Origin of the sequence: Rhodococcus sp. 5A-K4 (assembly GCF_046097995.1) — a bacterium.
Classification (GTDB): domain Bacteria; phylum Actinomycetota; class Actinomycetes; order Mycobacteriales; family Mycobacteriaceae; genus Rhodococcus_F; species Rhodococcus_F erythropolis.
Map to the genome: position 1 here is coordinate 24,370 of NZ_JBJURM010000031.1, position 21,322 is coordinate 45,691.

The 21,322-nt window shown below is 61.0% G+C and carries 24 protein-coding genes and 1 riboswitch; of the genes, 11 read left to right on the forward strand and 13 right to left on the reverse strand.

The features are described 5' to 3' along the window. Positions 1 to 26 precede the first annotated feature (26 nt). Together ACKAMS_RS28320 and ACKAMS_RS28325 are read left to right on the forward strand one after the other, a co-directional pair. Positions 27 to 1,616, forward strand: a complete 1,590-nt coding sequence (locus tag ACKAMS_RS28320; RefSeq protein WP_408989895.1) for an FAD-dependent oxidoreductase — start codon at positions 27 to 29, stop codon at positions 1,614 to 1,616. Then, positions 1,613 to 1,936, forward strand: coding sequence for a ferredoxin family protein (locus ACKAMS_RS28325; RefSeq protein WP_007726052.1), 324 nt, complete (start codon positions 1,613 to 1,615; stop codon positions 1,934 to 1,936). The genes ACKAMS_RS28320 and ACKAMS_RS28325 overlap by 4 nt, the downstream gene beginning before the upstream one ends. Here ACKAMS_RS28325 and ACKAMS_RS28330 read toward each other — a convergent pair. Continuing rightward, a complete protein-coding gene (locus ACKAMS_RS28330) occupies positions 1,926 to 2,981 on the reverse strand; it encodes a 2,3-butanediol dehydrogenase (RefSeq protein ID WP_003941279.1) in 1,056 nt (351 codons plus the stop codon). The genes ACKAMS_RS28325 and ACKAMS_RS28330 overlap by 11 nt on opposite strands. Positions 2,982 to 3,157: 176 nt before the next feature. Between ACKAMS_RS28330 and ACKAMS_RS28335 the strand changes: the two genes are divergently transcribed. Continuing rightward, entirely contained in the window at positions 3,158 to 3,652 is a 495-nt protein-coding gene (locus ACKAMS_RS28335) for a DUF3558 domain-containing protein (RefSeq protein WP_408989896.1), read from the forward strand. 30 nt (positions 3,653 to 3,682) lie between these two features. After that, complete coding sequence (locus ACKAMS_RS28340; RefSeq protein ID WP_408989897.1) at positions 3,683 to 4,036, forward strand: hypothetical protein; 354 nt, start codon at positions 3,683 to 3,685, stop codon at positions 4,034 to 4,036. Position 4,037: 1 nt separating this feature from the next. On the opposite strand, the gene ACKAMS_RS28345 is transcribed toward ACKAMS_RS28340, so the two are convergent. The 3 genes from ACKAMS_RS28345 to ACKAMS_RS28355 form a co-directional block, all read right to left on the reverse strand. Continuing rightward, the gene (locus ACKAMS_RS28345) at positions 4,038 to 4,391 is read right to left on the reverse strand and encodes a UBP-type zinc finger domain-containing protein (RefSeq protein WP_003941317.1); all 354 of its coding nucleotides are present in this window, start codon (positions 4,389 to 4,391) and stop codon (positions 4,038 to 4,040) included. Positions 4,392 to 4,461: 70 nt separating this feature from the next. Beyond that, positions 4,462 to 5,898 carry an ATP-binding protein gene (locus tag ACKAMS_RS28350; protein ID WP_003941311.1) on the reverse strand — a complete coding sequence of 479 codons (1,437 nt, stop codon included), beginning with the start codon at positions 5,896 to 5,898 and terminating at the stop codon, positions 4,462 to 4,464. Between the two features lie 9 nt (positions 5,899 to 5,907). Continuing rightward, a complete protein-coding gene (locus ACKAMS_RS28355; protein ID WP_408989898.1) occupies positions 5,908 to 7,584 on the reverse strand; it encodes an FAD-dependent oxidoreductase in 1,677 nt (558 codons plus the stop codon). A 222-nt stretch (positions 7,585 to 7,806) separates the two neighbouring features. Between ACKAMS_RS28355 and ACKAMS_RS28360 the strand changes: the two genes are divergently transcribed. The 4 genes from ACKAMS_RS28360 (at position 7,807) to ACKAMS_RS28375 (ending at position 9,597) form a co-directional block, all read left to right on the forward strand. After that, a complete protein-coding gene (locus tag ACKAMS_RS28360; protein WP_259349270.1) occupies positions 7,807 to 8,292 on the forward strand; it encodes a DUF3558 domain-containing protein in 486 nt (161 codons plus the stop codon). 69 nt (positions 8,293 to 8,361) lie between these two features. Further along, positions 8,362 to 8,706 carry a hypothetical protein gene (locus ACKAMS_RS28365; protein WP_336505375.1) on the forward strand — a complete coding sequence of 115 codons (345 nt, stop codon included), beginning with the start codon at positions 8,362 to 8,364 and terminating at the stop codon, positions 8,704 to 8,706. Then, on the forward strand, positions 8,703 to 9,230 hold the full coding sequence (locus ACKAMS_RS28370; protein ID WP_408989899.1) for a DUF3558 domain-containing protein: 528 nt from the start codon (positions 8,703 to 8,705) through the stop codon (positions 9,228 to 9,230). Before ACKAMS_RS28365 ends, ACKAMS_RS28370 begins: the two co-directional genes overlap by 4 nt. Positions 9,231 to 9,390: 160 nt before the next feature. Beyond that, positions 9,391 to 9,597: a hypothetical protein gene (locus tag ACKAMS_RS28375; protein ID WP_241896139.1), complete on the forward strand. Its 207-nt coding sequence runs from the start codon at positions 9,391 to 9,393 to the stop codon at positions 9,595 to 9,597. 56 nt (positions 9,598 to 9,653) lie between these two features. Here ACKAMS_RS28375 and ACKAMS_RS28380 read toward each other — a convergent pair whose 3' ends face one another. Beyond that, entirely contained in the window at positions 9,654 to 10,115 is a 462-nt protein-coding gene (locus tag ACKAMS_RS28380; RefSeq protein WP_003941401.1) for a 6,7-dimethyl-8-ribityllumazine synthase, read from the reverse strand. A 46-nt stretch (positions 10,116 to 10,161) separates the two neighbouring features. Further along, positions 10,162 to 10,674: an Lrp/AsnC family transcriptional regulator gene (locus ACKAMS_RS28385; protein ID WP_003941343.1), complete on the reverse strand. Its 513-nt coding sequence runs from the start codon at positions 10,672 to 10,674 to the stop codon at positions 10,162 to 10,164. Between the two features lie 219 nt (positions 10,675 to 10,893). Here ACKAMS_RS28385 and ACKAMS_RS28390 point away from each other — a divergent pair, with 219 nt between their 5' ends. The 3 genes from ACKAMS_RS28390 (at position 10,894) to ACKAMS_RS28400 (ending at position 14,738) form a co-directional block, all read left to right on the forward strand. Next, on the forward strand, positions 10,894 to 12,009 hold the full coding sequence (locus ACKAMS_RS28390; RefSeq protein ID WP_080910626.1) for a Glu/Leu/Phe/Val dehydrogenase: 1,116 nt from the start codon (positions 10,894 to 10,896) through the stop codon (positions 12,007 to 12,009). 129 nt (positions 12,010 to 12,138) lie between these two features. After that, entirely contained in the window at positions 12,139 to 13,257 is a 1,119-nt protein-coding gene (locus ACKAMS_RS28395; RefSeq protein ID WP_080910627.1) for a class I SAM-dependent methyltransferase, read from the forward strand. Between the two features lie 113 nt (positions 13,258 to 13,370). Next, on the forward strand, positions 13,371 to 14,738 hold the full coding sequence (locus ACKAMS_RS28400; protein WP_408989900.1) for an acetamidase/formamidase family protein: 1,368 nt from the start codon (positions 13,371 to 13,373) through the stop codon (positions 14,736 to 14,738). Between the two features lie 20 nt (positions 14,739 to 14,758). Here ACKAMS_RS28400 and ACKAMS_RS28405 read toward each other — a convergent pair whose 3' ends face one another. The 7 genes from ACKAMS_RS28405 to ACKAMS_RS28435 form a co-directional block, all read right to left on the reverse strand. Continuing rightward, complete coding sequence (locus ACKAMS_RS28405; protein ID WP_070385708.1) at positions 14,759 to 16,105, reverse strand: T3SS (YopN, CesT) and YbjN peptide-binding chaperone 1; 1,347 nt, start codon at positions 16,103 to 16,105, stop codon at positions 14,759 to 14,761. Positions 16,106 to 16,317: 212 nt separating this feature from the next. Next, a complete protein-coding gene (locus tag ACKAMS_RS28410; protein WP_020970103.1) occupies positions 16,318 to 16,800 on the reverse strand; it encodes a hypothetical protein in 483 nt (160 codons plus the stop codon). A 165-nt stretch (positions 16,801 to 16,965) separates the two neighbouring features. Then, on the reverse strand, positions 16,966 to 17,523 hold the full coding sequence (locus ACKAMS_RS28415; protein ID WP_020908363.1) for a LysM peptidoglycan-binding domain-containing protein: 558 nt from the start codon (positions 17,521 to 17,523) through the stop codon (positions 16,966 to 16,968). 306 nt (positions 17,524 to 17,829) lie between these two features. Next, complete coding sequence (locus tag ACKAMS_RS28420; protein WP_060939033.1) at positions 17,830 to 18,636, reverse strand: ABC transporter ATP-binding protein; 807 nt, start codon at positions 18,634 to 18,636, stop codon at positions 17,830 to 17,832. Beyond that, positions 18,633 to 19,436, reverse strand: a complete 804-nt coding sequence (locus ACKAMS_RS28425; protein ID WP_060938986.1) for an ABC transporter permease — start codon at positions 19,434 to 19,436, stop codon at positions 18,633 to 18,635. Before ACKAMS_RS28425 ends, ACKAMS_RS28420 begins: the two co-directional genes overlap by 4 nt. Then, positions 19,414 to 20,442, reverse strand: a complete 1,029-nt coding sequence (locus ACKAMS_RS28430) for an ABC transporter substrate-binding protein (RefSeq protein WP_283567908.1) — start codon at positions 20,440 to 20,442, stop codon at positions 19,414 to 19,416. Before ACKAMS_RS28430 ends, ACKAMS_RS28425 begins: the two co-directional genes overlap by 23 nt. After that, a complete protein-coding gene (locus tag ACKAMS_RS28435) occupies positions 20,442 to 21,185 on the reverse strand; it encodes a TenA family protein (RefSeq protein WP_019749242.1) in 744 nt (247 codons plus the stop codon). Before ACKAMS_RS28435 ends, ACKAMS_RS28430 begins: the two co-directional genes overlap by 1 nt. After that, positions 21,173 to 21,268: riboswitch (TPP riboswitch) on the reverse strand. Its footprint overlaps the gene before it by 13 nt. Between the last annotated feature and the right edge of the window lie 54 nt (positions 21,269 to 21,322).

Below are 21,322 nucleotides of genomic sequence, written 5' to 3' on the forward strand. Positions count from 1 at the left end.
CGTAGACCTCTGACAGGAGCTGGCCAGTGACGGACGTCCTCGAACTCTCCACCGATGTATTGGTGATCGGTGGTGGCCCCGCCGGCGCGTGGGCGGCGTTGCGTGCGGCCAAGGCCGGTGCAGACGTCGTCCTGGTCGACAAGGGATACTGCGGAACGAGTGGCGCGACGGCCCCATCCGGAACGGGTGTTTGGTACGTCGAGCCGGATACGACTGCCCGTGAGCGGGCAAAGGCCGGTCGTGAGGCGCTCGGCGGATATCTGGCCGACCACCATTGGATGGACCGCGTCCTCGAGCAGACCTACTCCAACATGGATCTCCTCGCGGTGGAGGGTAGATATCCGTTCCCCGTCGACCCCAGCACGGGCAAGCAGATACGTACCGGCTTGCAGGGACCTGAATACATGCGACGGATGCGCACCTGGATTCGTCGAGCCGGTGTGCGAATCCTCGATCATTCGCCGGCGCTCGAGTTATTGGTGGACGGTGCCGGTCGAGTTCGCGGAGTCGCCGGATACCAGCGTCACGAACACCAGGACTACCGCGTCTCGGCAGGCGCGGTAGTGGTCGCCAGCGGAGGTTGTGCGTTTCTGTCCGGTGCGCTGGGCACCAACGTCGATACCGGTGACGGTGCATTGATGGCAGCCGAAGTCGGAGCCGAGTTCTCCGGCATGGAGTTCTCGAACGCGTACGGGATCGCGGCGGCCGGATCGACGATCACCAAGACGGCTTACTACGCGTACGCGACGTTCTTTCACGCAGACGGAAGCGTGCTCGAAGGTGCCGGTTCGGCGAAGGGGAGGTCCGTCATCGCCAGCACGTTGCGGAGCGAGTCGGTCTTCGCGCAGATCGATCGGGCCGACGCAGAGGTGCAGCGTCGAATGAGGCTGGGGCAACCCAACTTCTTCCTGCAATTCGATCGCCGCGGAATCGATCCCTTCACCGACAAATTCGAGGTCGGCATGCTCGCTGAAGGCACTGTTCGCGGGACTGGGGGAATCAACGTCGTCGATGACGATTGCGCGTCATCCGTTCCAGGACTGTTTGCCGCCGGGGACGCTGCGACCCGAGAGCGAATCTGCGGAGGGTTTACCGGCGGGGGAAGTCACAACGCCGCGTGGGCGATGTCTTCTGGTTCGTGGGCGGGAACCGGTGCTGCGCGCTATGCGCTGTCGGTCGGACGTGGGTCTACCAGTGGTCTTCGCGGAGCCGGAACCGTCGGATTGCGTAATCCGGCACGAACCGGGTTTACTGCCGACTATGTGGTGAAAGCTGCTCAGGCGCAGCTGATTCCCTTCGACAAGAACTACCTCCGCAGCGGTGATCGGGTATCCGCAGCGCTCGCTGAGCTCGAATCGCTGTGGGGTGCAGTGAGTGCGGATCTGGGCGCGGATCCAGCAGGTCGGATGGCGGCGCGGCAGGCTGCCGCGATCACGGCCGTCGGTCGCTGGATGTACCACTCGACGTTGGCGCGGACCGAGACTCGGGGAATGAGCAAGCGGGACGATTATCCCGAACTCGATGTGACGCAGCACCATCACGTCCTCACCGGCGGTTTGGATTCGGTGTGGACCCGGACTTCTGAATCTGTCGGGTCTGCACTGGTGGCGTCATGATCGAGCTGGTGTCCGCGCCTGACTGCATCGGCTGCGACAAGTGCGTAGATGTTTGTCCTACAGATGTTTTCGATCGGACGCCGTCGGGCGTCCCGGTGATTGCGCGCCAATCGGATTGCCAGACCTGCTTCATGTGTGAGGCATATTGCCCGACGGATGCGCTGTATGTGCATCCGCAATCCACGCCGTTGGAAACGGCCGATGTGATCGAGGACGATCACATCGGCCGCTACCGAGAGAAGATCGGATGGGGCAAAGGGCGGGCACCTGGGTCGCTGACTGCGGTGGGCCCGGAGGTGCCCCGTCCGGTTACGACCTGACGAGAATCTTGACCGCAGTGTCGTTGTGCTCGATCAGAGTGGTGAATCCTTCGGAGATCAACTCTTCGAGCTGAATACGACCGGTGATGAAGGGCGCCAGATCGACGACACCGTCCTGGACCATCTTGATGACCGCTTCATGGTCACGTACGTACGCGATGGTTCCGCGTAGGTCGATTTCCTTGAGGACCAGCTTCTGCATGTCGATGGTCGCGGGCTTGCCCCAAATCGACACGTTGACAACAACTCCGGCGGGCCGGACCGTGTCGAGCATGGTGTCGAGGACCGCGTTGACGCCTGCGCATTCGAAGCCGATGTCTGCGCCGATGCCTCCGCTGAGTTCGAGGACGCGCGCTTTGACGTCTTCGGTGGTGGGATCGATGACGTAGTCGGCGACTCCACTGGAGAGGGCCTTGGCCTTGCGGGCTTCGCTGAGTTCGGTGACGATCGTCGTGACACCCAGACCCTTGAGAACTGCCGCAACGAGGAGTCCGATCGGTCCGGCTCCGCCCACGATGGCGACGTTGCCGCTTTCGGCTCCACTGCGTACGACTGCGTGATGGGCGACGCTCAACGGTTCGATGAGAGCTGCCTCGTCGAGCGGGATGTTGCCGATCTTGTGGATCCAGCGACGGTCGACGACGACCTTCTCGCTGAGTCCGCCACCGCCGCCGGCCAAGCCGATGAACCCCATCTTCGTACACAGGTGGTAGTTGCCCGCCTTGCACGGGGCGCACTCGTTGCAGACGAAGTACGGCTCGACGACAACATTTTCACCGACCTCGACGTCCGTGACACCTTCGCCGACCTCTTCGACGGTGCCGGAGAACTCGTGGCCCATCGTGACCGGCGCATTCTCGTGTGAGAGTGGATGCGGGTGTCCGGGTGCGGAGATGAAGATCGGTCCCTCGAGGTACTCGTGGAGATCGGTGCCGCAGATTCCGCACCATGCGACCTTCAGCTTGACTGTTCCTGGCCGCAATTCGGGCTCAGGGATCTCTTCGATCCGGATGTCTTTCTGCCCGTGGAACCGTGCTGCCTTCATTGATCCGCACCTCACTTCGTTGTGAATCCCCTGGTAGATCGACGTTAGGTCGATTGTTGGCGTGGGTGAAGGGTTGCAACGGAATGCAATGGGGTGGAACCGATCGGTGCTGGGGAGCGTCCAATACTGTGAGCGGGCCGCGAATGAGGGGGAGTGCTGTGGGAGTGAGGGGTGCAGTGGTCTTGGTCGCGGCCGCGCTGGTGGTTGGGGGTTGTTCCTCGACGGTCGAGGGGCATGCAGTACGAGCCGACGAGGCTGTTGGGCTATTTGACCCTTGTGGCGGCATTAGCGACAGCGCCTTGCGGTATGTCGGCGTTGATCCGGCGACTGAGGAACGCGGGATTCTTGGAGTTCAGATTCCACGATTTGAAATCTGCTCATGGGATGGGACGGGAATTTCGCTGAGCGTCTGGTCAACTGACCACACTCTCGACGAAGTCGAAGCGAACACCAACAATGCCGATGTAAGGGCTGCGAATGTTCATGGCGGCCCTGCTATCAAATTCGGGCAGCGTGACGATGCGACCGGACAGATTTGCTCTGTAGCTTGGACGACCAATCAGGGGGTGCTGATCGTTCGGATCGCCCCAGATTTCGGTGAGACGCCAATCGACCCGTGTGGCCTCGCCTCGACGATTACCGACAAACTCTTCCCGGAGCTCCCCAGATGAATCGCTCGCTTGATGAAGGTGGTGCTACGCATGAGTTCAAATGAGGACTCCGGGGCCGAGGTTTCGTTCTCGCTGGATCCGGACACGGCGCGATTGCTAGTTACGGCATGCGGCGAATACCAAATGACGTTGGAGCATTTGTCTGTTGCTGCTGCGAAACTGAGTTGGGTTGGTGGTTTAGGGACGCTCGCATCAGGTCGAGCGCTTCAGACGAAGTTCGAGGAGAAGGCCGTCGGTGGCCACGATGCGCTCGTCGATGTGTTGGCGAGTCATATCGCGGTCGTGGAGGCAAGGCAGGCTCAGTTTCAAGCCTGCATCGACAACGCATTGGATCAGGAGTCGTCGAACGTCTCGACTTTGAGGTCGATCGACCAACCGAACTGAGTCAGTGGATGTGTTGCTGCCAATCGGCCGGGACACGACCCTTAGGTCCCGGCGTCGGCTGATCTACGGGATGTGAAGTGGGCGCCGCCAATTCAGGTCCGTCGTACGCCTCGTTGGTTTCGAAGCTCCAGAACCAATCCTCACCGGGTTCGTAGCTCTGCATGAACGGATGCTTTGTCGAGGCCGCATGCTTGCTCGCGTGCTGTGACGGTGAGGAGTCGCAACAACCGACGTGCCCGCACTGCGCGCATCGACGCAGGTGCACCCACCAACCGCCGCTCGCATCGCATTCGACGCATCCCGCGCCACTGGGCGGCACACTCGGATCGATCCCCGCTGGAAGTCCGTCGGTCATGGTCCACCCTCTCGCTGACTGAAGTCGGTCATTTCATCGTGCGCTTTGCCTACCGGCCGTGCAAGGGCGACTAGTCGTCGCGCGTATCCCGCGGTGGGCCCGCGATGGGCAGCAAAACTCTGAACCGGGTGTTACCGGGCTCCGACGTGACCCGAAGCTCACCACGATGCTTGCCGACCACAATTCGCCACGAAATATCAAGGCCGAGACCGGTTCCCTCACCAACAGGCTTAGTCGTGAAGAAGGGTTCGAAGATCCTGTCGATGACGTCATCGGGAATCCCGGCGCCGGTGTCGCAGATCTCGATGCACACGCGGTCACCGTCGCGGCTTGTCCGAACGGTGAGTGTTCCCGATCCGTCCATGGCAGACACCGCATTGTCGATGAGGTTGGTCCACACCTGATTGAGTTCGGCGGCGTAGGCGTCGATCGGTGGCAGCGCGAGGTCGTATTCCTTGACGACTTCGATTCCGCTTCCGATCTTTTGCCCCAACATGATCAACGTGCTGTCAAGTAGTTCGTGGACATCGATGGTCTGGAAGGGTGCGCGGTCCATCTGAGAATACTGTTTGGCTGCACCGACGAGAGTTGAAATCCTCGTTGTGGAGTCGGCGATCTCGTTCATCAGGAGTTCGGATTCGATGGTGTAATTCAGCCAGCGAATTGCGCCTTCGAGTACGGACTCGTCAACGGCTGCAGCAACATTCTCGAGCCAAGCGGTGTCGAGACCAGCCTGCACGAAGGTCGGAGCCAGATCCCAACCCTCTCGAATCGAATGATCCTCGAACCATTCACCCAACGAATCCTCTCGATCCGAGGCTTCGAGGGGAGTGAGCGTCGGCGCCTTGGCGACAACCTCTGCAACTTCCTCTTGAAGTCGCATGAGAGTGACGAGGGCATCGCGGTCGTAGGTGCCCGACGCGACCATTCCCAGTTTGTGACGCATGCCTGCGACACGCTCGCGCAAAGACGCTGTCGCTCGAACCGCTGCGGCTGCAGGGTTATTGAGCTCGTGAGTCAACCCGGCCGAAAGTGATCCGAGTGCAAGGAGTCGCTCTCGCTGATCGATGATTTGCTGAGTGTTCTTCTTGCCGAAGAAAACACCTTCGAGCAGATGAACCGCCATTGGAAACCACTCGCGCATCGCGTTGCCGAACTTGTCGGCGTCCAGGACGAAAAACGTCGAAGGAGTCGTCACTCGCATCGACCCCGCGTAGACCTGCGGTACACGATCGCCGAGATACGCCGTCCAGCCTCCCGAGTAGACGCCGCGCTGGGTGGTCCTGTTGATCTCGATGTCTTCGCCGCCCGACAGCTTGGACAGCACCACCTCGCCCTCGATGAGGACGTAGAAGCAGGTGGCAGGCTCACCTTCGAGGTAGACCTGACCTCGATCGATCTCGGTGATATGGCCTGCCTGGCACAGTGATTCGAGCTGATCGTCGGTGAGCTTCTCGAACAGGAACAGGGTGCGAAGCAAGTCTGGGCTGCATTCAGGAATGGACATCGAATCTCCCTATTGTTGAGCGAGATAGCGGTGGACGAACATCACGGCCATCGCGCCCTCTCCGACGGCCGACGCGACGCGCTTGGCCGATTCGGCGTGTACGTCCCCGGCGACAAATACTCCGGGGACACTGGTTTCGAGATGATGTGGTGCGCGGTCGAGCGGCCACCCGTCCGGTGTGACGCCTTCGGACGGAAGGTCCGGGCCGGCAAGAACGAAGCCATTTCCGTCGCGGACCACCACGTCTCCGAGCCAGTCGGTCAGTGGAGCGGCACCGATGAAGATGAACAACCACTGAGCATCGACAGTGTCTTCTTCTCCGGTGGCTCTGTTACGCAGTGTGATTCGTTCGAGGTGATCGTCACCCTCGGCTCCGATCACCTCCGTGCACGTGCGCACGGTGATCTTAGGATTCTTTTCGATCTGCTGAATCAGGTAGTAGGACATCGAGGCTTCGAGCGAGTCGCCGCGAATGAGAATGGTGACGGACCTAGCTCCGCGGGAGAGATAGACCGCAGCTTGGCCTGCCGAATTGGCGCCGCCGACTATGTACACATCTTGTTCGCTACATCGAGCGGCTTCGGTGACGGCTGACCCGTAGTAGACCCCTCGGCCGGTGTATGTGTCGAGCCCCGGCGCCGAAAGTTGGCGATAGGAAACACCTGTCGCCAAGATGACCGAATGAGCGTCGACCGACGAACCGTCGTCGAAACGCACAGTGCGGGCTGAGCCGTTGATTTCCAAACCGGTGACGTCTCGCGCGGTGATGACCTCGGCGCCGAACTTGGTTGCCTGGCGTCTTGCGCGATCGGCCAACTGTGCGCCGGAAACTCCGTCGGGGAAGCCGAGGTAGTTCTCGATTCGTGAACTCTGGCCGGCCTGACCGCCAGTCGCCCGCCGTTCGATGAGAACCGTCCGAAGCCCCTCCGAAGCGCCGTACAGAGCAGCGCCCAGACCCGCAGGGCCGCCGCCGATGACAACGAGATCGTAAAAGTCTTCGGAGAGAGTAGTACTCAACCCGAGTTTGTCGGCGAGTTCGGCGTCAGTGGGCTCGACGAGGACATCCCCATTGGATGCGATGACGACGGGAAGCCGCAGTTCGTCGGTACCGGCAGCCGAGAGCAGTCGTTGGCCTTCCGGCTCGTCCGACATGTACCAGCGATAGGCAAGTTGGTTGCGTGCCAAGAACTCTCGAACGTCGGAGGATCGCTCGGACCAACGATGGCCGATCACCTTTGTTTCCTCGGCGGGGTGATGACTCGAGCTTGCCCAGGCATCGAGCAGCGCATCGATGACGGGGTACAGCTTCTCTTCCGGCGGATCCCACGGCTTGAGGAGGTAGTGGTCGAGGTCGACTACGTTGATGGCGTCGATCGCAGCATCAGTATCGGCGTAGGCGGTCAGCAGAACGCGCCGAGCTACGGGATACAGGTCCATTGCCTGTTCGAGGAACTCGATCCCACTCAAACCAGGCATGCGGTAATCGGCGACGATCACAGCGACTGCATCGCCGCGAAGTTTCATTTCGCGCAAGGTTTCGAGAGCCTGGTCGCCGGACTCCGCACGAATGATTCGGTACTTCTCGCCGTACCGCTTGCGGAGGTCTCGAACGACGGCACGCGAAACACCAGGATCGTCGTCGACGCTGAGGATCGCTGGTTTGGCCGGGGCTTTCGGTGCGCTCACTCGGTGCCTTCCCGAAGTTGTAGTCAACCTCTCCAGTATGCGACTGCTGAGCTGAGCGTCAATCGCTGGAGATGCGCTCTGAGTGAACCAGAGATCGTGACCTGGGAATTTCAAGATTGCGGGAACCGATCGAGCCTCCGATGCATCCAATAGAGTGGGTCCACATCAACAGGGGGTGCCATGCGGGGGTCGGTGGGGGTTGGGCGACTGCTCATGGCTGGGATGTTGGTGTGGGCTGCGGCAGGATGCAGCTCAGTCGTGGAGGGGGCGGCTGAGCCTGCATCCGGCCAAGAGGGTTTGTTCGATCCGTGCAAGGATATCCCGGACTCGGTGTTGGAAGAAGTGGGGCTTGATCCGGCTACCGAGGAAGTTGACATCGAGGGCGTCGAACAACCCGGCTGGAAGATCTGTTCGTGGACAGAACCGTGGTACTACCTGATTATTTACTCGAACCGCTTCACCGTGGACGATGCCAAGAAGAACCCCGACTACACCGGCTTTGAAGAGATCTCTTTGAACGAGCGTCGTGGCGTTCAGTACCACCGAGCTTCAGACGTCAGAATCGACAAGTGTTATATCGCGTTGGAAGCGAAACAGGGTTCAATCTGGATCGTGGTCGACACGAAAGGTATTGCAGAGCAGGAAGGCTCGACGTGTGGTCTCGCGTCTGAGTACGCACGCACATTGTTGGGCGCCTTGCCTAGATAGCGCTGGATTTGCACCAATGTTGATTTCGGGCGAGCGAGCACTCGCCCCGGAGTGGACCGGATGGGAACGATGACTGGACTGAGTTCTGATCATTTCGCCTTGGATTTCGACACGGCTGCAAGGATGGCTTCGGCTTGCAAGGCGCTGCTCGATGAACTGGCGGCAGCGCTTCGAAGCGTAGAAGTTGTGAAGGACGCTAAAGGGATGGGGACGCTCCAATCTGGAATCGACCTCGCCGCGAAATTCTCCAAGAAGGCCGTCGGCGGTGAGGATTCGTTGGAGAAGTCGTTGAACAGCCACATCCAGGTGGTCACCGAGATGCGGGACTTCTTTCAGAAGTGTCTGGACAGCTACAGCGGTGTCGATGCTTCCAACGCAGTCATGCTTGCAGGACAGGACCTTCCAGGCTCGTGAGTTTTCGGATGAAGGCCCGCAGTGTGGTGGCCGTTCTGTTCGCGGGCGCACTGGCAGCCGGGTGTGGCGCGTCGGTACAAGGGTCGCCGCAGCCTGCGTCGGGTCAAGAGGGTTTGTTCGATCCATGCAAGGAAATTCCGGACTCAGTTCTGGAAGAAGTGGGGCTTGATCCGGCTGCCGAGGAAGCTGGTGCGGCGGGCGTGGAGCAGCCAGGATGGAAGATCTGTGGGTGGAGCGGGTCCTGGTATTTCTTGACCGTGTATTCATCGTCGTACACCGTCGACGATGTTCGACGGAATCCTGATTTCCGAGGGTTCGAGGAACTTAATGTCGGTGGGCGGCGTGGTATCGAGTATCAGCGCGTCGACGACGAGGACAACAATGGTTGCTACCTTGCTTTCTCGGTCGAACACGGCTCAATCTGGTTCAACGTAGAACGAAAGCTGTCTGAGGCTCGGCAAGAGTCCAGTTGTGTTGTTGTGCAGCGTCTGTCGGTCAATCTTGAACCGACGCTACCGAAATGAGGTCTCGGTGAGTGGGTCTGATCGAAGCAATGGGTCTGACGACTCGCGACTGGAAGTTGAGCCAGACATCGCACGTGATGTGGTTGCGGCATGCGAAGATCTTCTTGGCGAACTCGATCAAATGCGCAGAAATCTGTTCGTGATTGCGAATGTTTCTGGAATGGGAACGCTCCAATCTGGAATCAACCTGGCCGAGAAGTTCTCCAAGAAAGCTAAGGATGGTGAAGATTCGTTGGAGAAGTCGTTGACCAGCCACATCCAGGTGGTCACCGAGATGCGGGACTTCTTCCAGCAATGCGTCGACCGCTACGGCGAAGTCGACGACTCGAACGCCTCCGCACTGGCAAGCGTCGACACCCCTCGATAGACACAAAAAATCTCGCTGAGCCGATGGCATTCGACTCAGCGAGACTTGGGTAACGACTAGCTGGTGGGCAGGGCCTTCAACGACTTGACGGTGGCGTCGACCGCGCGCGCAGCCTCGGCGCCCTTTTTCACGAAATGCGTGCTGAAGTAGTCGACGTGCTCGGCGTGCTCGTGGAAGTGATGCGGCGTCAAGACCACCGAGAAGACCGGAACGTCGGTGTCGAGCTGCACGCGCATCAGACCGTCGATGACAGCCGTCGCCACGAAGTCATGCCGGTAGATACCGCCGTCGACGACCAGACCTGCGGCAACGATGGCCTGGTAGCGGCCGGTCTTGGCCAACCGCCGAGCATGCAGGGGGATCTCGAAAGCTCCCGGTACCTCGAAGAAATCAACCGTGTCCTTGGGGTAGCCGAGCTCGACGATCGCGTCGGTGAATCCGTCGCGTGCACGGTCGACGATGTTGCGATGCCACGTCGCCTGAATGAACGCGATGCGCTGTCCCTGGATCTCACTCATAACCATGAAACTAGCGCACTTGGAAGCATCGACGCGACCACCCGTCCTAGTCCTGCTGACGGGGGAAGGCGGTCGAACGACCCCATCCGGCGTCATTGGTGAGGTGCTCGAGGAGAGGCTGAATTCGATACGGAAGGGGATTGGTCAGAGCGATGGTCGTGGTCGAATGCGTGACGCCTGGAAGTGACACGATCTGCTCGGCCAACTTCTGCAGCGCCGCGTGCGTCGAGGTGGCGACGCGAACGAGCAAATCCTCGCGACCGGTTGTGGCGTGAATTTCGATCACCTCGGGCAACTCGGTCAGACTCCGAGCGACTGCGCTGATCTTGCCCTGCTCGAGTTCCAGACCGACAAATGCCTGAATCGGGATACCGACCTCGGGGAGATTGAGATTCGGCCGAAACCCGGTGAGAAGTCCGTTGGATTCCATGCGCTTCATTCGCGACTGGACGGTGTTGCGGGCGACGCCCAACGAGTTGGCCAACTCGGCCACACTCATCCTCGAGTCCTTGCTGAGCAGTCCGAGCAACTGGACGTCGAGCTTGTCGATGCTGAGCACTTTGTGAACCTCTCCTCAGTGATATGGGTCACTGGATGATCGAATTGACTAGTTCAAGAGATTTGCATTGACCAAATCGTAGCTCAGGCAGAGCATTGGTTCCACGAATTGCTCAGCGGGATTCTCTTTGGGTTATTTGTCCCCAATAGTACCCAACGGCCATTTCGTCCCAATATTTCGACTGCACCCCGTTTATCCTTCGGAAAGGTCTATCCCACAATGACTCTCACCGCCGAGCCCGTGAACTCTGTTGTTTCCCATGGCGACACTGCGGGCGTGTTCGATCGCGCCGACTACCTGCGCGATTACCCCCACGAGCAGGTGAGCTTCTTCCAGGATCCCGCGAGCGGCCTCAAGGCCATCGTCGCCATCCACTCCACGACGCTCGGCCCCGCGCTCGGCGGAACGCGCTTCTACCCGTACTCCGACGAATCCGCCGCAGTCACAGACGTTTTGCGTCTCTCGCGCGGAATGACCTACAAGGCTGCGGTTGCCGGCGTGGACCTCGGCGGCGGCAAGGCGGTCATCATCGGCGACCCCGCAACGGCCAAGACCGACGAATTGCTCGGCGCCTACGCAAAATTCGTCCAGACCCTCGGCGGCCGCTACATCACCGCTGGTGATGTCGGAACCAACTCCAACGATCTTGACATCATCGGTCGTAACACCGACTTCGTCGTCGGCCGCAACGCTACGGTCGGCGGTTCCGGCGACAGCGCTCCGATGACGGCCCTCGGCGTATTCCAGTCGATGCGCGCCGCGGCACAGTCGCATTGGGGCACTCCGTCGCTCGCAGGCAAGACTGTTGGTGTCGAAGGCACAGGCAAGGTCGGCTACGAGCTGATCAAGCTCCTCCTCGCAGACGGCGCGACCGTTCTCGCGACCGACGTCAACGCCGGAGCGCTCGATCGCGTCAAGACGGACTTCCCGCAGGTGAGCATCGTCGACAGCATCATCGACGCCGATCTCGACGTTTACGCACCCTGCGCGATGGGCGCAACCCTCACCGACACGACCGCACGCTCGATCAAGGCCGAGGTTGTCTGCGGCGCTGCCAACAACCAGCTCACCGTGCCCGAGGTCGAGAACATCCTCCGCGACCGCGGCATCACCTGGACCCCCGACTACGTCGCCAACGGCGGCGGCCTCATCCAGGTTGCCGGCGAGCTGAAGGGCAACTCGGCCGAAGAGGTCAAGCTCAAGGTCGAGAAGATCTTCGACACGGTCACCGAGATCTTCGCGAAGTCGAAGAAGGACGGAATCCTCGCCGGCGAGGCTGCTGACGCGGTCGCCGAGGCTCGGATCGCCGAGGCAGCTCGCGTAGCCAAGGGCTGACATCCCTCTCGCAGTCATGTAGCGCGGCCGGTCCCGACTAGTGTGGACACCAGACGAGCAGATTTTGCAGATCTGGACCACATCAGCCGGTAGACCGGCCGCTATGCGTCGGACGCCGGAAGGGCTTACATGACTGAACAATTCGCAGTGTGGACCGAGAACGACGTCGAGCAATCGGCCCGTTGGGGTTCGACGAGCAACGCCCCGGTGCCCAAGCGCATCGTCGTCGCCGACGACACGATGAAGGCCGACTACGCCTATCGCTTGGCATGCGAAGGCACGGCGTTGTTGTGGCGCGGAGATTTTCAGAACGCTCGCCAACTGTCGAAGGCCGTCGCGTCGCGCATCGACCGCAAGCCGCGCCGAGCGTCCGACGACCCAGCCAAAGCCTTCCATCTCCACAGGCAGACCCAAGGACGCCGCGCGCAGATCCTCGGCATGCTGCTCATTCCCTTGGATGCAGATCTGTCGATTCCACTCCGGCGAGCCCCGGACGCGCAAGTAGCGTTGACTGAAGCCTTCGGGATTACCGGTGAGCCTTCGGTTCGCTCGTTGCGTGACATCCTCGGCGCGATCGGCGCTCACGAGTGGCACCGCAAAGGTGTTTTCATCGAGGCTCTCGACGCACGAGTGCATCCCGCCTTCGGAGTGTTCTCACCCGTCCGCGGGGAGTATGTCGATCTTGTCGCGTCTGCGCCGCTACCGTCGACGGAATCTGCTTTCGATATCGGAACAGGTACCGGCGTTCTTGCTGCCGTCCTGGCGCGGCGTGGAGTTCAGACAGTGACGGCCACCGACCAGGACCCCCGGGCATTGCAATGCGCGCGCACCAACCTGTTGCGGCTTGGCTACGGCGATCAGGTGAACGTGATGGAAGCAGACCTCTTCCCCGAAGGCACCGCTCCGTTGGTGGTCTGCAATCCTCCCTGGATTCCGGCCAAGGCCACCTCGCCCATCGAATACGCCGTCTACGACCCTGCTGGAGCGATGCTGAAGGGCTTCCTGACTGGTGTCGCAGCGCATCTGGACGACGGGGGAGAAGCGTGGCTGATCCTCTCGGACATTGCCGAACACCTCGGTCTCCGAACGCGATCCGAACTACACGACCTGATTGCGGCCGGTGGGCTCACTGTTGTCGATCGCATGGACGTCAAGCCGACGCACGCAAAGGTCAGTGACCGAACCGATGCGCTTCACGCTGCCCGGGCACGAGAGACGACCTCGCTCTGGCGGCTTCGCCGTCGCTGAATTCATTCTCAGTCAACGGTATTTCCCTGCCATGAAATGGTAATGAACGAGTAACAAATCGGGTCTAGCTTTCTTCGCAGTCGCACATCGTCACGCACTCCGGAGGAATCTCGATGGAAAACACTCTTGCCCGCAACGCAGCCGAAGATCTGACGAAAGGTCTTGGCCGACGCGGATTCATGAGGGCAGTCGCGGCTCTCGGTGCGGGAGTAGGCGTTGCGGGTGTGGCTTCGGGATGCGCGCACTCGAACGCATCGCCGGCTGGATCATCCTCCTCTGCGCTGCCGTTCGCCGATGGTGTGCCGATTCTGCAACCGGGCAGCGGAAACGTCAGTGGCGATCACTATCTGAGTTCGGATCCGTCGGACGTCATGTGGGGTTATGTGCCCAACATCCACACCCGCGAGGTGATGCGGATGAAGTCGGGCCAGACCGTCACGATCGACGCCCTCTCGCACGAGGGAATTCTCGAGGATCAAGGGCGCAATCCTCTCGAATACTTCGGTAGCAAAGGCGTTTCCGAGAAATACGTGCTCGAAGATGCGATTGCCGTTGCGGCCGAATACAACCGAACCGAACGAAACTTCGACAAGGACGGACCGCACGTCGTCACCGGCCCGGTCTTCGTCGAAGGCGCCCAGCCTGGAGACGTACTCAAGATCGAGACTCTCGAAGCCATTCCCCGCGTGCCGTACGGCGTTGTGTCGAGCAGACACGGCAAGGGCGCTCTCGCCGTCACAGCAGACGGAACCGCTCCAGCGGGAATCACTCTGGACGAAGTCATGCCGCCGGTCGCCACAGACGGGCGCGCGACAAAGGACCCGTTGAAGTACGGCGGTGTTTCCACCTTCACGGCGATCGAAGACGGCAAGGGCGTGATGCCTTTCGGACAGTCGAAGGTGCGGTTTCCCTTGCGACCCTTCATGGGAATGATGGGAGTTGCCTATTCCTCGGATGCCGACCCGACGTCCCCGTCGTCGAACTCCATTCCTCCGACCCTGGGCGGCGGAAACATCGACATCAGGCATCTCGGTGTCGGATCAACCTTCTATTTGCCGGTATTCGCTGAAGGCGCCCTCTTCTACGTCGGTGACCCACACATGGCCATGGGCGACGGTGAGGCGGCGCTGACGGCGATGGAAGGATCGCTGCGCGGCACGTTCCGACTCAGCGTGTGCAAGAAGGATTCCGGTGACGCTCCATCGGTGGCTTTCGGATACCCGTTCGCCGAGACCGAGGAGGCCTGGATTCCGATCGGCCTGTCCGACCCCAACGGTTCGGTCGATGGGCAGAACAGTGACCTCAACGGCGCCATGCGGCGCGCGGTGGTCAACGCGCTCGACTTCCTCGAGCATGATCGCGGAATGGATCGAGCGACGGGCTACGCCTATCTTTCTGCCGCAGCGGATTTCACGGTCTCGCAGGTAGTCGATCGAACCGTGGGCGTCCACGGACAGATCTTCAAATCCCACTTCGAATAGAGGGAAGGCGATCCGTCGTGTCAGGACGGATCGTCGAAGAGACTCTGTTGCAAGGGATCGGCAAACAGGCCCATCTGCTCAGGTTGCGGCTTTGCCGGCGTCTCGGTTCGAGAATTGGGCAGGACCACCAGTCGCAAAGCCCCGCGCAGACGGTCGACCATGAGTTCCCACCCGCCGACCTGATCCTCGTATCCTGCAGCCTCTTCGGCGTCCCCGCGACTGTGGGCGTCCACCGCCTGACTGCGGAGCTGAATCTGCCATTCGTTACTGATGTGGAGGAGCTGAAGAATCAGATCGCGATCGCGCCCGCAGACATCGGCTACCGCGTCGAGATCCTCGGCCACGTCCAGATCGAGATGCAGCAGGGTCTCGAGTTCGGGAGGCAGGTCCTCGGCCGTCAGATCGGGCTGCAGCGAGGAGGAGTCACCGCTCTTGTTCGCGAAGAAGAGGTCTCCGCCGACGCGTGCGGCGAACTCGTCGTCCACGGTGCGCAGGAACGACGTCAAGGCTGCGCATGTATCGGTGAGTTGTTTGGGAACGAATGGTGAGCCCGCCACCTCGAGGAACACCGACAGACGGTCGTCGATCAAGACGAACTTGATGCGCGACCACTTGCGGTTGAGATCGGCGATGACCTCGGCTGCACGAGTGCGGTTGCTGATGTCCTGAACGAGTGGGGAGAACAACTGCACGTCCATGGACTCGGAAAGCGGACCGACGAACATGACAGTCGAACCGACCCGAATTGGTATGTCGCCGTCGCTGTCCCGCTCGGGAAGCGTGCCGAGCATGGGAAGCAAAGCGAGAGTGACCAACTCCTTGAGGTGGTCGACGTCGTTGGGCATGTAGGCCGCGGTGGGGTCGAGTGTCGGAAGTTCTGTCGACTCGACAACCGACGGATCGAAATCCGGAGTCTGCTCGTTGCCGGTGAGATCGCTGGATAGAAAAGCCGGGTGCTGCACACCGAACACATCACGGAACGCAGCGACAGTCATCGCTGCGAGCTGATCGGCCCAGTTCTGCGCCTTGTCGACGCAGAAGGCGGGGGAGTTGTTCGGATCGTCGAGATTCTCGGAAGGCGGATTCCAGCCGAGTGCGATCAACTTTTGTTCGTCGGCATCTTCGAGTCGATAGCGCGGATGAAGGAAGTCGTTGGAAGGAACCTCGCAGCGGACTGTGTTCTCGTCCCACACGAGGAACTGAACACATGGCGCTGCGCCGTCAGCTGGATCGAAGTCGCCGGTGGACGATTCCACGGCAAGCACGTCGCCGTCGACCATGATGGAAATGTGATCGCCGAGGCGACGTTGAAATTCTGCCCATGCCCGGTCGACACTGACATCGAGATCGAAGCCCATTGCGCTCATCAGCCACCTCCTTCCGCAAAAGCTCAGACCTATACGGTATCGCGAGGTCCCGACAATGCTGCTGTCCTTTTCCGGTCGACCGGATTGCAGCGGGCCACGAACCGTGACGACTAGGAAGGTTGTCGCAGGTAGATCGGGTATTTGAGAGCGGCGACTGAAGTGTGCCTGTAACCGCCGTCACGCTAGGCGGTATGCAGGCGAAAGAGCGAGGACTATCCGGCGAGAACGGGCGAGACCTCGACGACGGGCGGCGTGGACCCGGTCGTGACAACTGGGGTGGTGCTGGTCTTGGTGGTCGTGGCTGTCGCGGTCGGTGACGAGGTCGCGGTAGCCGACGCGGTGGTCGTGGACGATACCGGTGTTGTCGTACTCGTTGCAGTCGTAGTGGACGTAGCGGAGCTCGTGCTTGTCGCGGTCACCACCAGCGGCTGATTACGAGGAGCAGTCGTCTCGTCGGCGATTCGCCAGGTCGGCGTCGGCGGGATGACAACCGTGGGAACTGCAACCGAGCTGTAGAACGCGGCCGGTTCGATCCCGGCGACGGACTCCACGGAAACCGACGAGACCAGAGCGGGAGGCTTCACCACAGGGCCGCCGGAACCGAATGCGCCGGCTGCTCCGCCGAAAACGAGGCCTGATGTCAGAGAGAGAGCGGCCACTGCGACAGCGCCGATCATGACTGTTCTGTCTTTCATGCACACCTGTCCTTCGGGAGCAGTACGGAAGTACTGTAGGCGAAAAGATGCCGCAATGGAGTATCAGGGCCTGCTGGGCGGGACGCGAATCTGTGTGGCGTAGAACACAAAAGGCCCTGGGTGCCGACGCGGACGTCGGCACCCAGGGCCAGGTCAAGCAGTGAATCAGGCGGGGATCGTCAGTACCTGACCGGCGTTGATGAGATCCGGGTTCGGGATGCCGTTTGCATCCGCGATGCGCTGGTACTGGTTGCCGTCACCGTAGAAACGCTCGGCGATTGCCCACAGGGTGTCGCCGCTTTCGACGGTGTAGCTCTGCGCTGCCGGAGCGGCGGGTGCAGGCTCGGGCTCCGGGGCCGGAGCGGGCTCCGGGGCAGCCTCGGCGGCCGGAGCCTCGATTGCAGTGTCCGAAGACCACAGAGCATTTCCACCGGCGGACAGAACGACGTTGCGATCGTCCTGAACCGAGAGGGAGGCACCGTCGTTGCCTGCGGTCTGCGATGCCCACACGGCGTCGGAGTCCTTGTAGATGACGAAGTTTCCGTCAGCCTGCACCTCGGCGCGGTTGGCGCCGGATCCGTTGGTGCCTGCGGCCCAAACAGCCTGTCCGCCCTCGGACAGAACCAGGTTGCCGTCGTCCTGCAAGGTGAGGGTGTATGCGCCGTTGTCGGACTTGAGTTCCTGGCCGACTCCGAGGCTCTGACCTGACTGCAGTGTGCTCACGCTGTCCCTTTCCAAATCTGTTGCGATGACTGTGCCTCCAAGATTCCGCTTTACCGTCCAGTTACCTTCTGGCCGTTGGTCTCGTAGGCGACCGAGTGTACGTTACCGAAGAGTACGGAGAATTGTGCAGCGTTGACGGACTGCGTGTCGAGCGTTCGGATCTTGCTGATATTAAGGCGTTTTGGGTGAAAGTGCCGGATCATGGTACGTGACCTCGTCAGGTTTCGGTGCGCATTCTCCTGAACTCCAGGTGAACTCGAAACTCTCTCAGCGCATTATCAGTAACTACTGCATTTTCAGTAACCGCTAGGGGCGTAGCGACTTGCGCGTCTCGTCGTGGAGAACGGCAAGCAGTTCGCGCTCGACGTCGGCGAACTCGGGCGTGGTGATCATGTCCAGCTCGCGTGGTCTCGGCAAGGGAACGTCGACTACGCACCTGACCGTTGCCGGACGCGCAGACAGAACGACCACGCGGTCGGACAGATAGATCGCTTCACGAATATCGTGGGTGATCATCAGCACGGTCCACCGGTACTGCTGCCACACGTCTTGCAGCCAGGCCTGCATCTCGGTGCGGGTCAACGAGTCCAGTGCGCCGAACGGCTCGTCGAGCAGCAGGACAGGTTTGCCCTGAACAACGGTGCGCAGCATCGCCGCTCGCTGGCGCATACCGCCGGACAGCTGTGACGGCCGGGCGTCCTCGAATCCGGACAGGCCGAACGCGGGGAACAACTCACGAGCGCGCTCGCGTGCTTCCTTCTTGCCGACTCCCTGCACTTCCAAACCGAGGGCCGTGTTGTCCAGTACCGAGCGCCAAGGGAACAGAAGATCCTTCTGCGGCATGTACGCGGTGTGCACCTCGGCGGCTGCTTCGGATTCAGTTGCGCGCGTGCCTACACGGACTGAACCCGAGGTCGGGGATTCGAGCCCGGCCAGGACGTTGAAGATCGTGCTCTTGCCGCAGCCGCTCGGCCCGATCACCGACACGAATTCGCCCGCGTCGGCGCGGAAGGACACCGAATCGAGTACGAGACGCGATTCTCCGGCAGTGTCGAACCTCTTGGTCAGGTCCTGAATTTCGACCATTGCCTCCTCGACCGTCGGGTCGGTCATGTCCGCGACCTTTCGTTCATCGCCCATGGTGCAACGATGCGCTCGATGACGAACGTCAGCAAGTACAGCGTGACGCTGATCAACGCGGTCACCAGTACGGCCGCCAACACCAGATCGGTGCGGAAGGAGTTCTTCTGGGTGCTCATGTAAATGCCCAAACCGGAAGTAGCGCCGACGTATTCGGAGAACACCGCGCCCACGACCGCGTAGGTGATACCGATACGCAGGGCGGTGAAGAATCGCGGAATCGCCGAAGGAAGGCGGACGTATCGGAACTCCTGCCAGCGAGTGCTGCCCATACTGCGCAGGAGAGCGCCCGCTTCACGGTCGGCCGCGGCAAATCCCTCGATGAGTCCGATGGTCATGGGGAAGAACGTTGCAAGTGCGATCACCAACACCTTCGGCAGCAACCCGAAGCCGAACCAGATGATCATCAGTGGCGCAATGGCGATGATTGGCAAGGTCTGCGAGACGACAAAAAGTGGTACCAGCGCGCGTGACAACCACGGCGAAAAGTCCACGACCACAGCAAGAATCCAGGCCAACACCAGTGAAACAGTGAAGCCGACCAACGTGACCTGCAATGTCGACCAGGCGTGGCCGGAGATGATCTCGCGGTTGTCCCACCCCTGGGACAGAACGCGCCCCGGAGACGGAAGTACCTGCGGCCGAATCCCACTGATCTCGACGTAGATCTGCCACGCCGCCACGAGGAGCACCACCACGGCGAGCGCGGGAAGCGCCCGCCGCATGGCCGAGACCAGCCGTCCGCTCACGTCAGGACGCGTCGAGATACTCATTGGTGAAGTACTCCGACCAGTCCGGCTTCTGGGTCAACGGCTTCCCGTCCGGTCCGGCGAGCAATCCGTTGTCGAAGAGGAATCCCGAATAACCCGACCAGGTTTCGAGATTCTGGGCGCCCACGACGCCGTTGGCGTCTTTCATGTAGTCGGCGGCGAGCATCCGCTGACTGTCACGGACGAGGTCTTCGTCGGTGAAAGCTCCGGGGTTCGCGTCGATGAGATCCTGCGCGGCCTGGTCCGGGTTGTCGGCAGCAGTCTGATATCCGCGTTGAACGGCTTTGACGAACTTGCGTGCCTCGTCGGGATGGTCCTTCAACCACTGCTGGTTGCCGTTGATCACGATCGAATATGCATCGGGGAAGCCGTAATCGGTGTACTGGAAGTACCGCATCGGGGTTCCGTTTCGCTCCGCCTCGAGGCCTTCCCAAGCAAAGTAGGAGACCGTGAAATCGGCCTGGCCCGAATACACGGCTTCGTAAGCAGACGTTCCGAGCGTGACCGTCGTGAAGTTCCCGGTCCCGCCGTCGTTGCGGATGATCTGCTGCAGCGTTTCGACTTCGCCGGGATCGCCGAACCCGGCGTACGTCTTCCCGTCGAGATCACGTGGGCGCGTGATGTCCGCACGATCCGCCTTCACACCGATGCCGGTGGCGCGGTGCTGAAGTGGCGCGATGACGGACGTCGTGGCGGCGCCGGCCGCTCGGGCGAACGTGGCCTGACTCTGTGTGCTGATGCCGAACTCCGCGTTGCCGGCGTCGACCAGGGTGTCGGGAGAGGTGTTGTTGTACGGCAGGATCGAGACGTCCAGACCGGCGTCCTCGAAGTAGCCCTCTTGGAGTGCAACGTACAAACCGGTGTGGTTCGTGTTCGGGGTCCAGTCGAGTGCGAACCGAATGGTCCCGTCGGAAGCGCCGGTGTCAGCGGCGCATCCGGTCAGAACTGTGAATGCGGCTGCGATCGCGGCAGAGGTCGCAAGTGTGCGGCGCAGCGCCGCAAACGACATCACGACGCCGGCCAGGGTTGCTGGTGGAGTGCGGAATCCCAGAACATCAACTCGTAGCGACTGGCGATGCGGAACGCTTCACTCATCGCCTCCCGCTCTGTCTCGGTGGCTGCTTCGGCAGCAGCATCGACCAGTACGCGGGCCTGCGCCACCGACTCGTGGAATTCGGGTGCGTCGTACGTCGTGACCCACTGCGCGTACGGATGCGACGGATCGGCGTCGAGTACCTCGCGCGCTGAAGCGGCAAGATCGCGGCCGACCTCGGCGTAGATCCAGAAGCAGGGGAGTACTGCCGCTGCGGAGACCGGGTAAGGCGCAGTTGCCGCAGTCGCCGTCAGATACGAGACGTATCCCAGGCAGGCCTGCGAATGCTCGAGCCTTCCCGATCCCGCTGGAAGAATTCCACCGGTGAGAAGTCCGTCGTGAAGCGCAGATTCCACTGTCGCTGCCGTGGACGCGGAATTCGACCAGAAGCCCGCCGACTGCGGATCCGGGGCGTGGGCCGCGACCAGGGACAACGCTTTCGAATACCCCTCGAGATAAAGCTTGTCCTGCTCGATGTACGTGCGGAACGCGTCGAGAGGCAAGGTTCCGTCGCCGAGGCGTTCGAGGAACTCCAGTGAGTCGATCGACTCGCGGAGGACCTTCGTCTCGGCCCAGAGCCGATCGGTGAACCGATCCGTCGACGGCGCTGTGGCCACCGAGTTTTCGGCAGAATTGTATGCAGGCTGCGTAGTAGCCATGACATCCCTTCGTCAGCATTACCTGATCAGGTTCCCGGGTGTGTTCTCAGCCCCGCCCATGCGGAGCACCCCGTGTCAGAACTAGGCGACCTTAACACCGAGCCTCTGCTTCGTCGGCGCCTACCTGGCAGTTGACT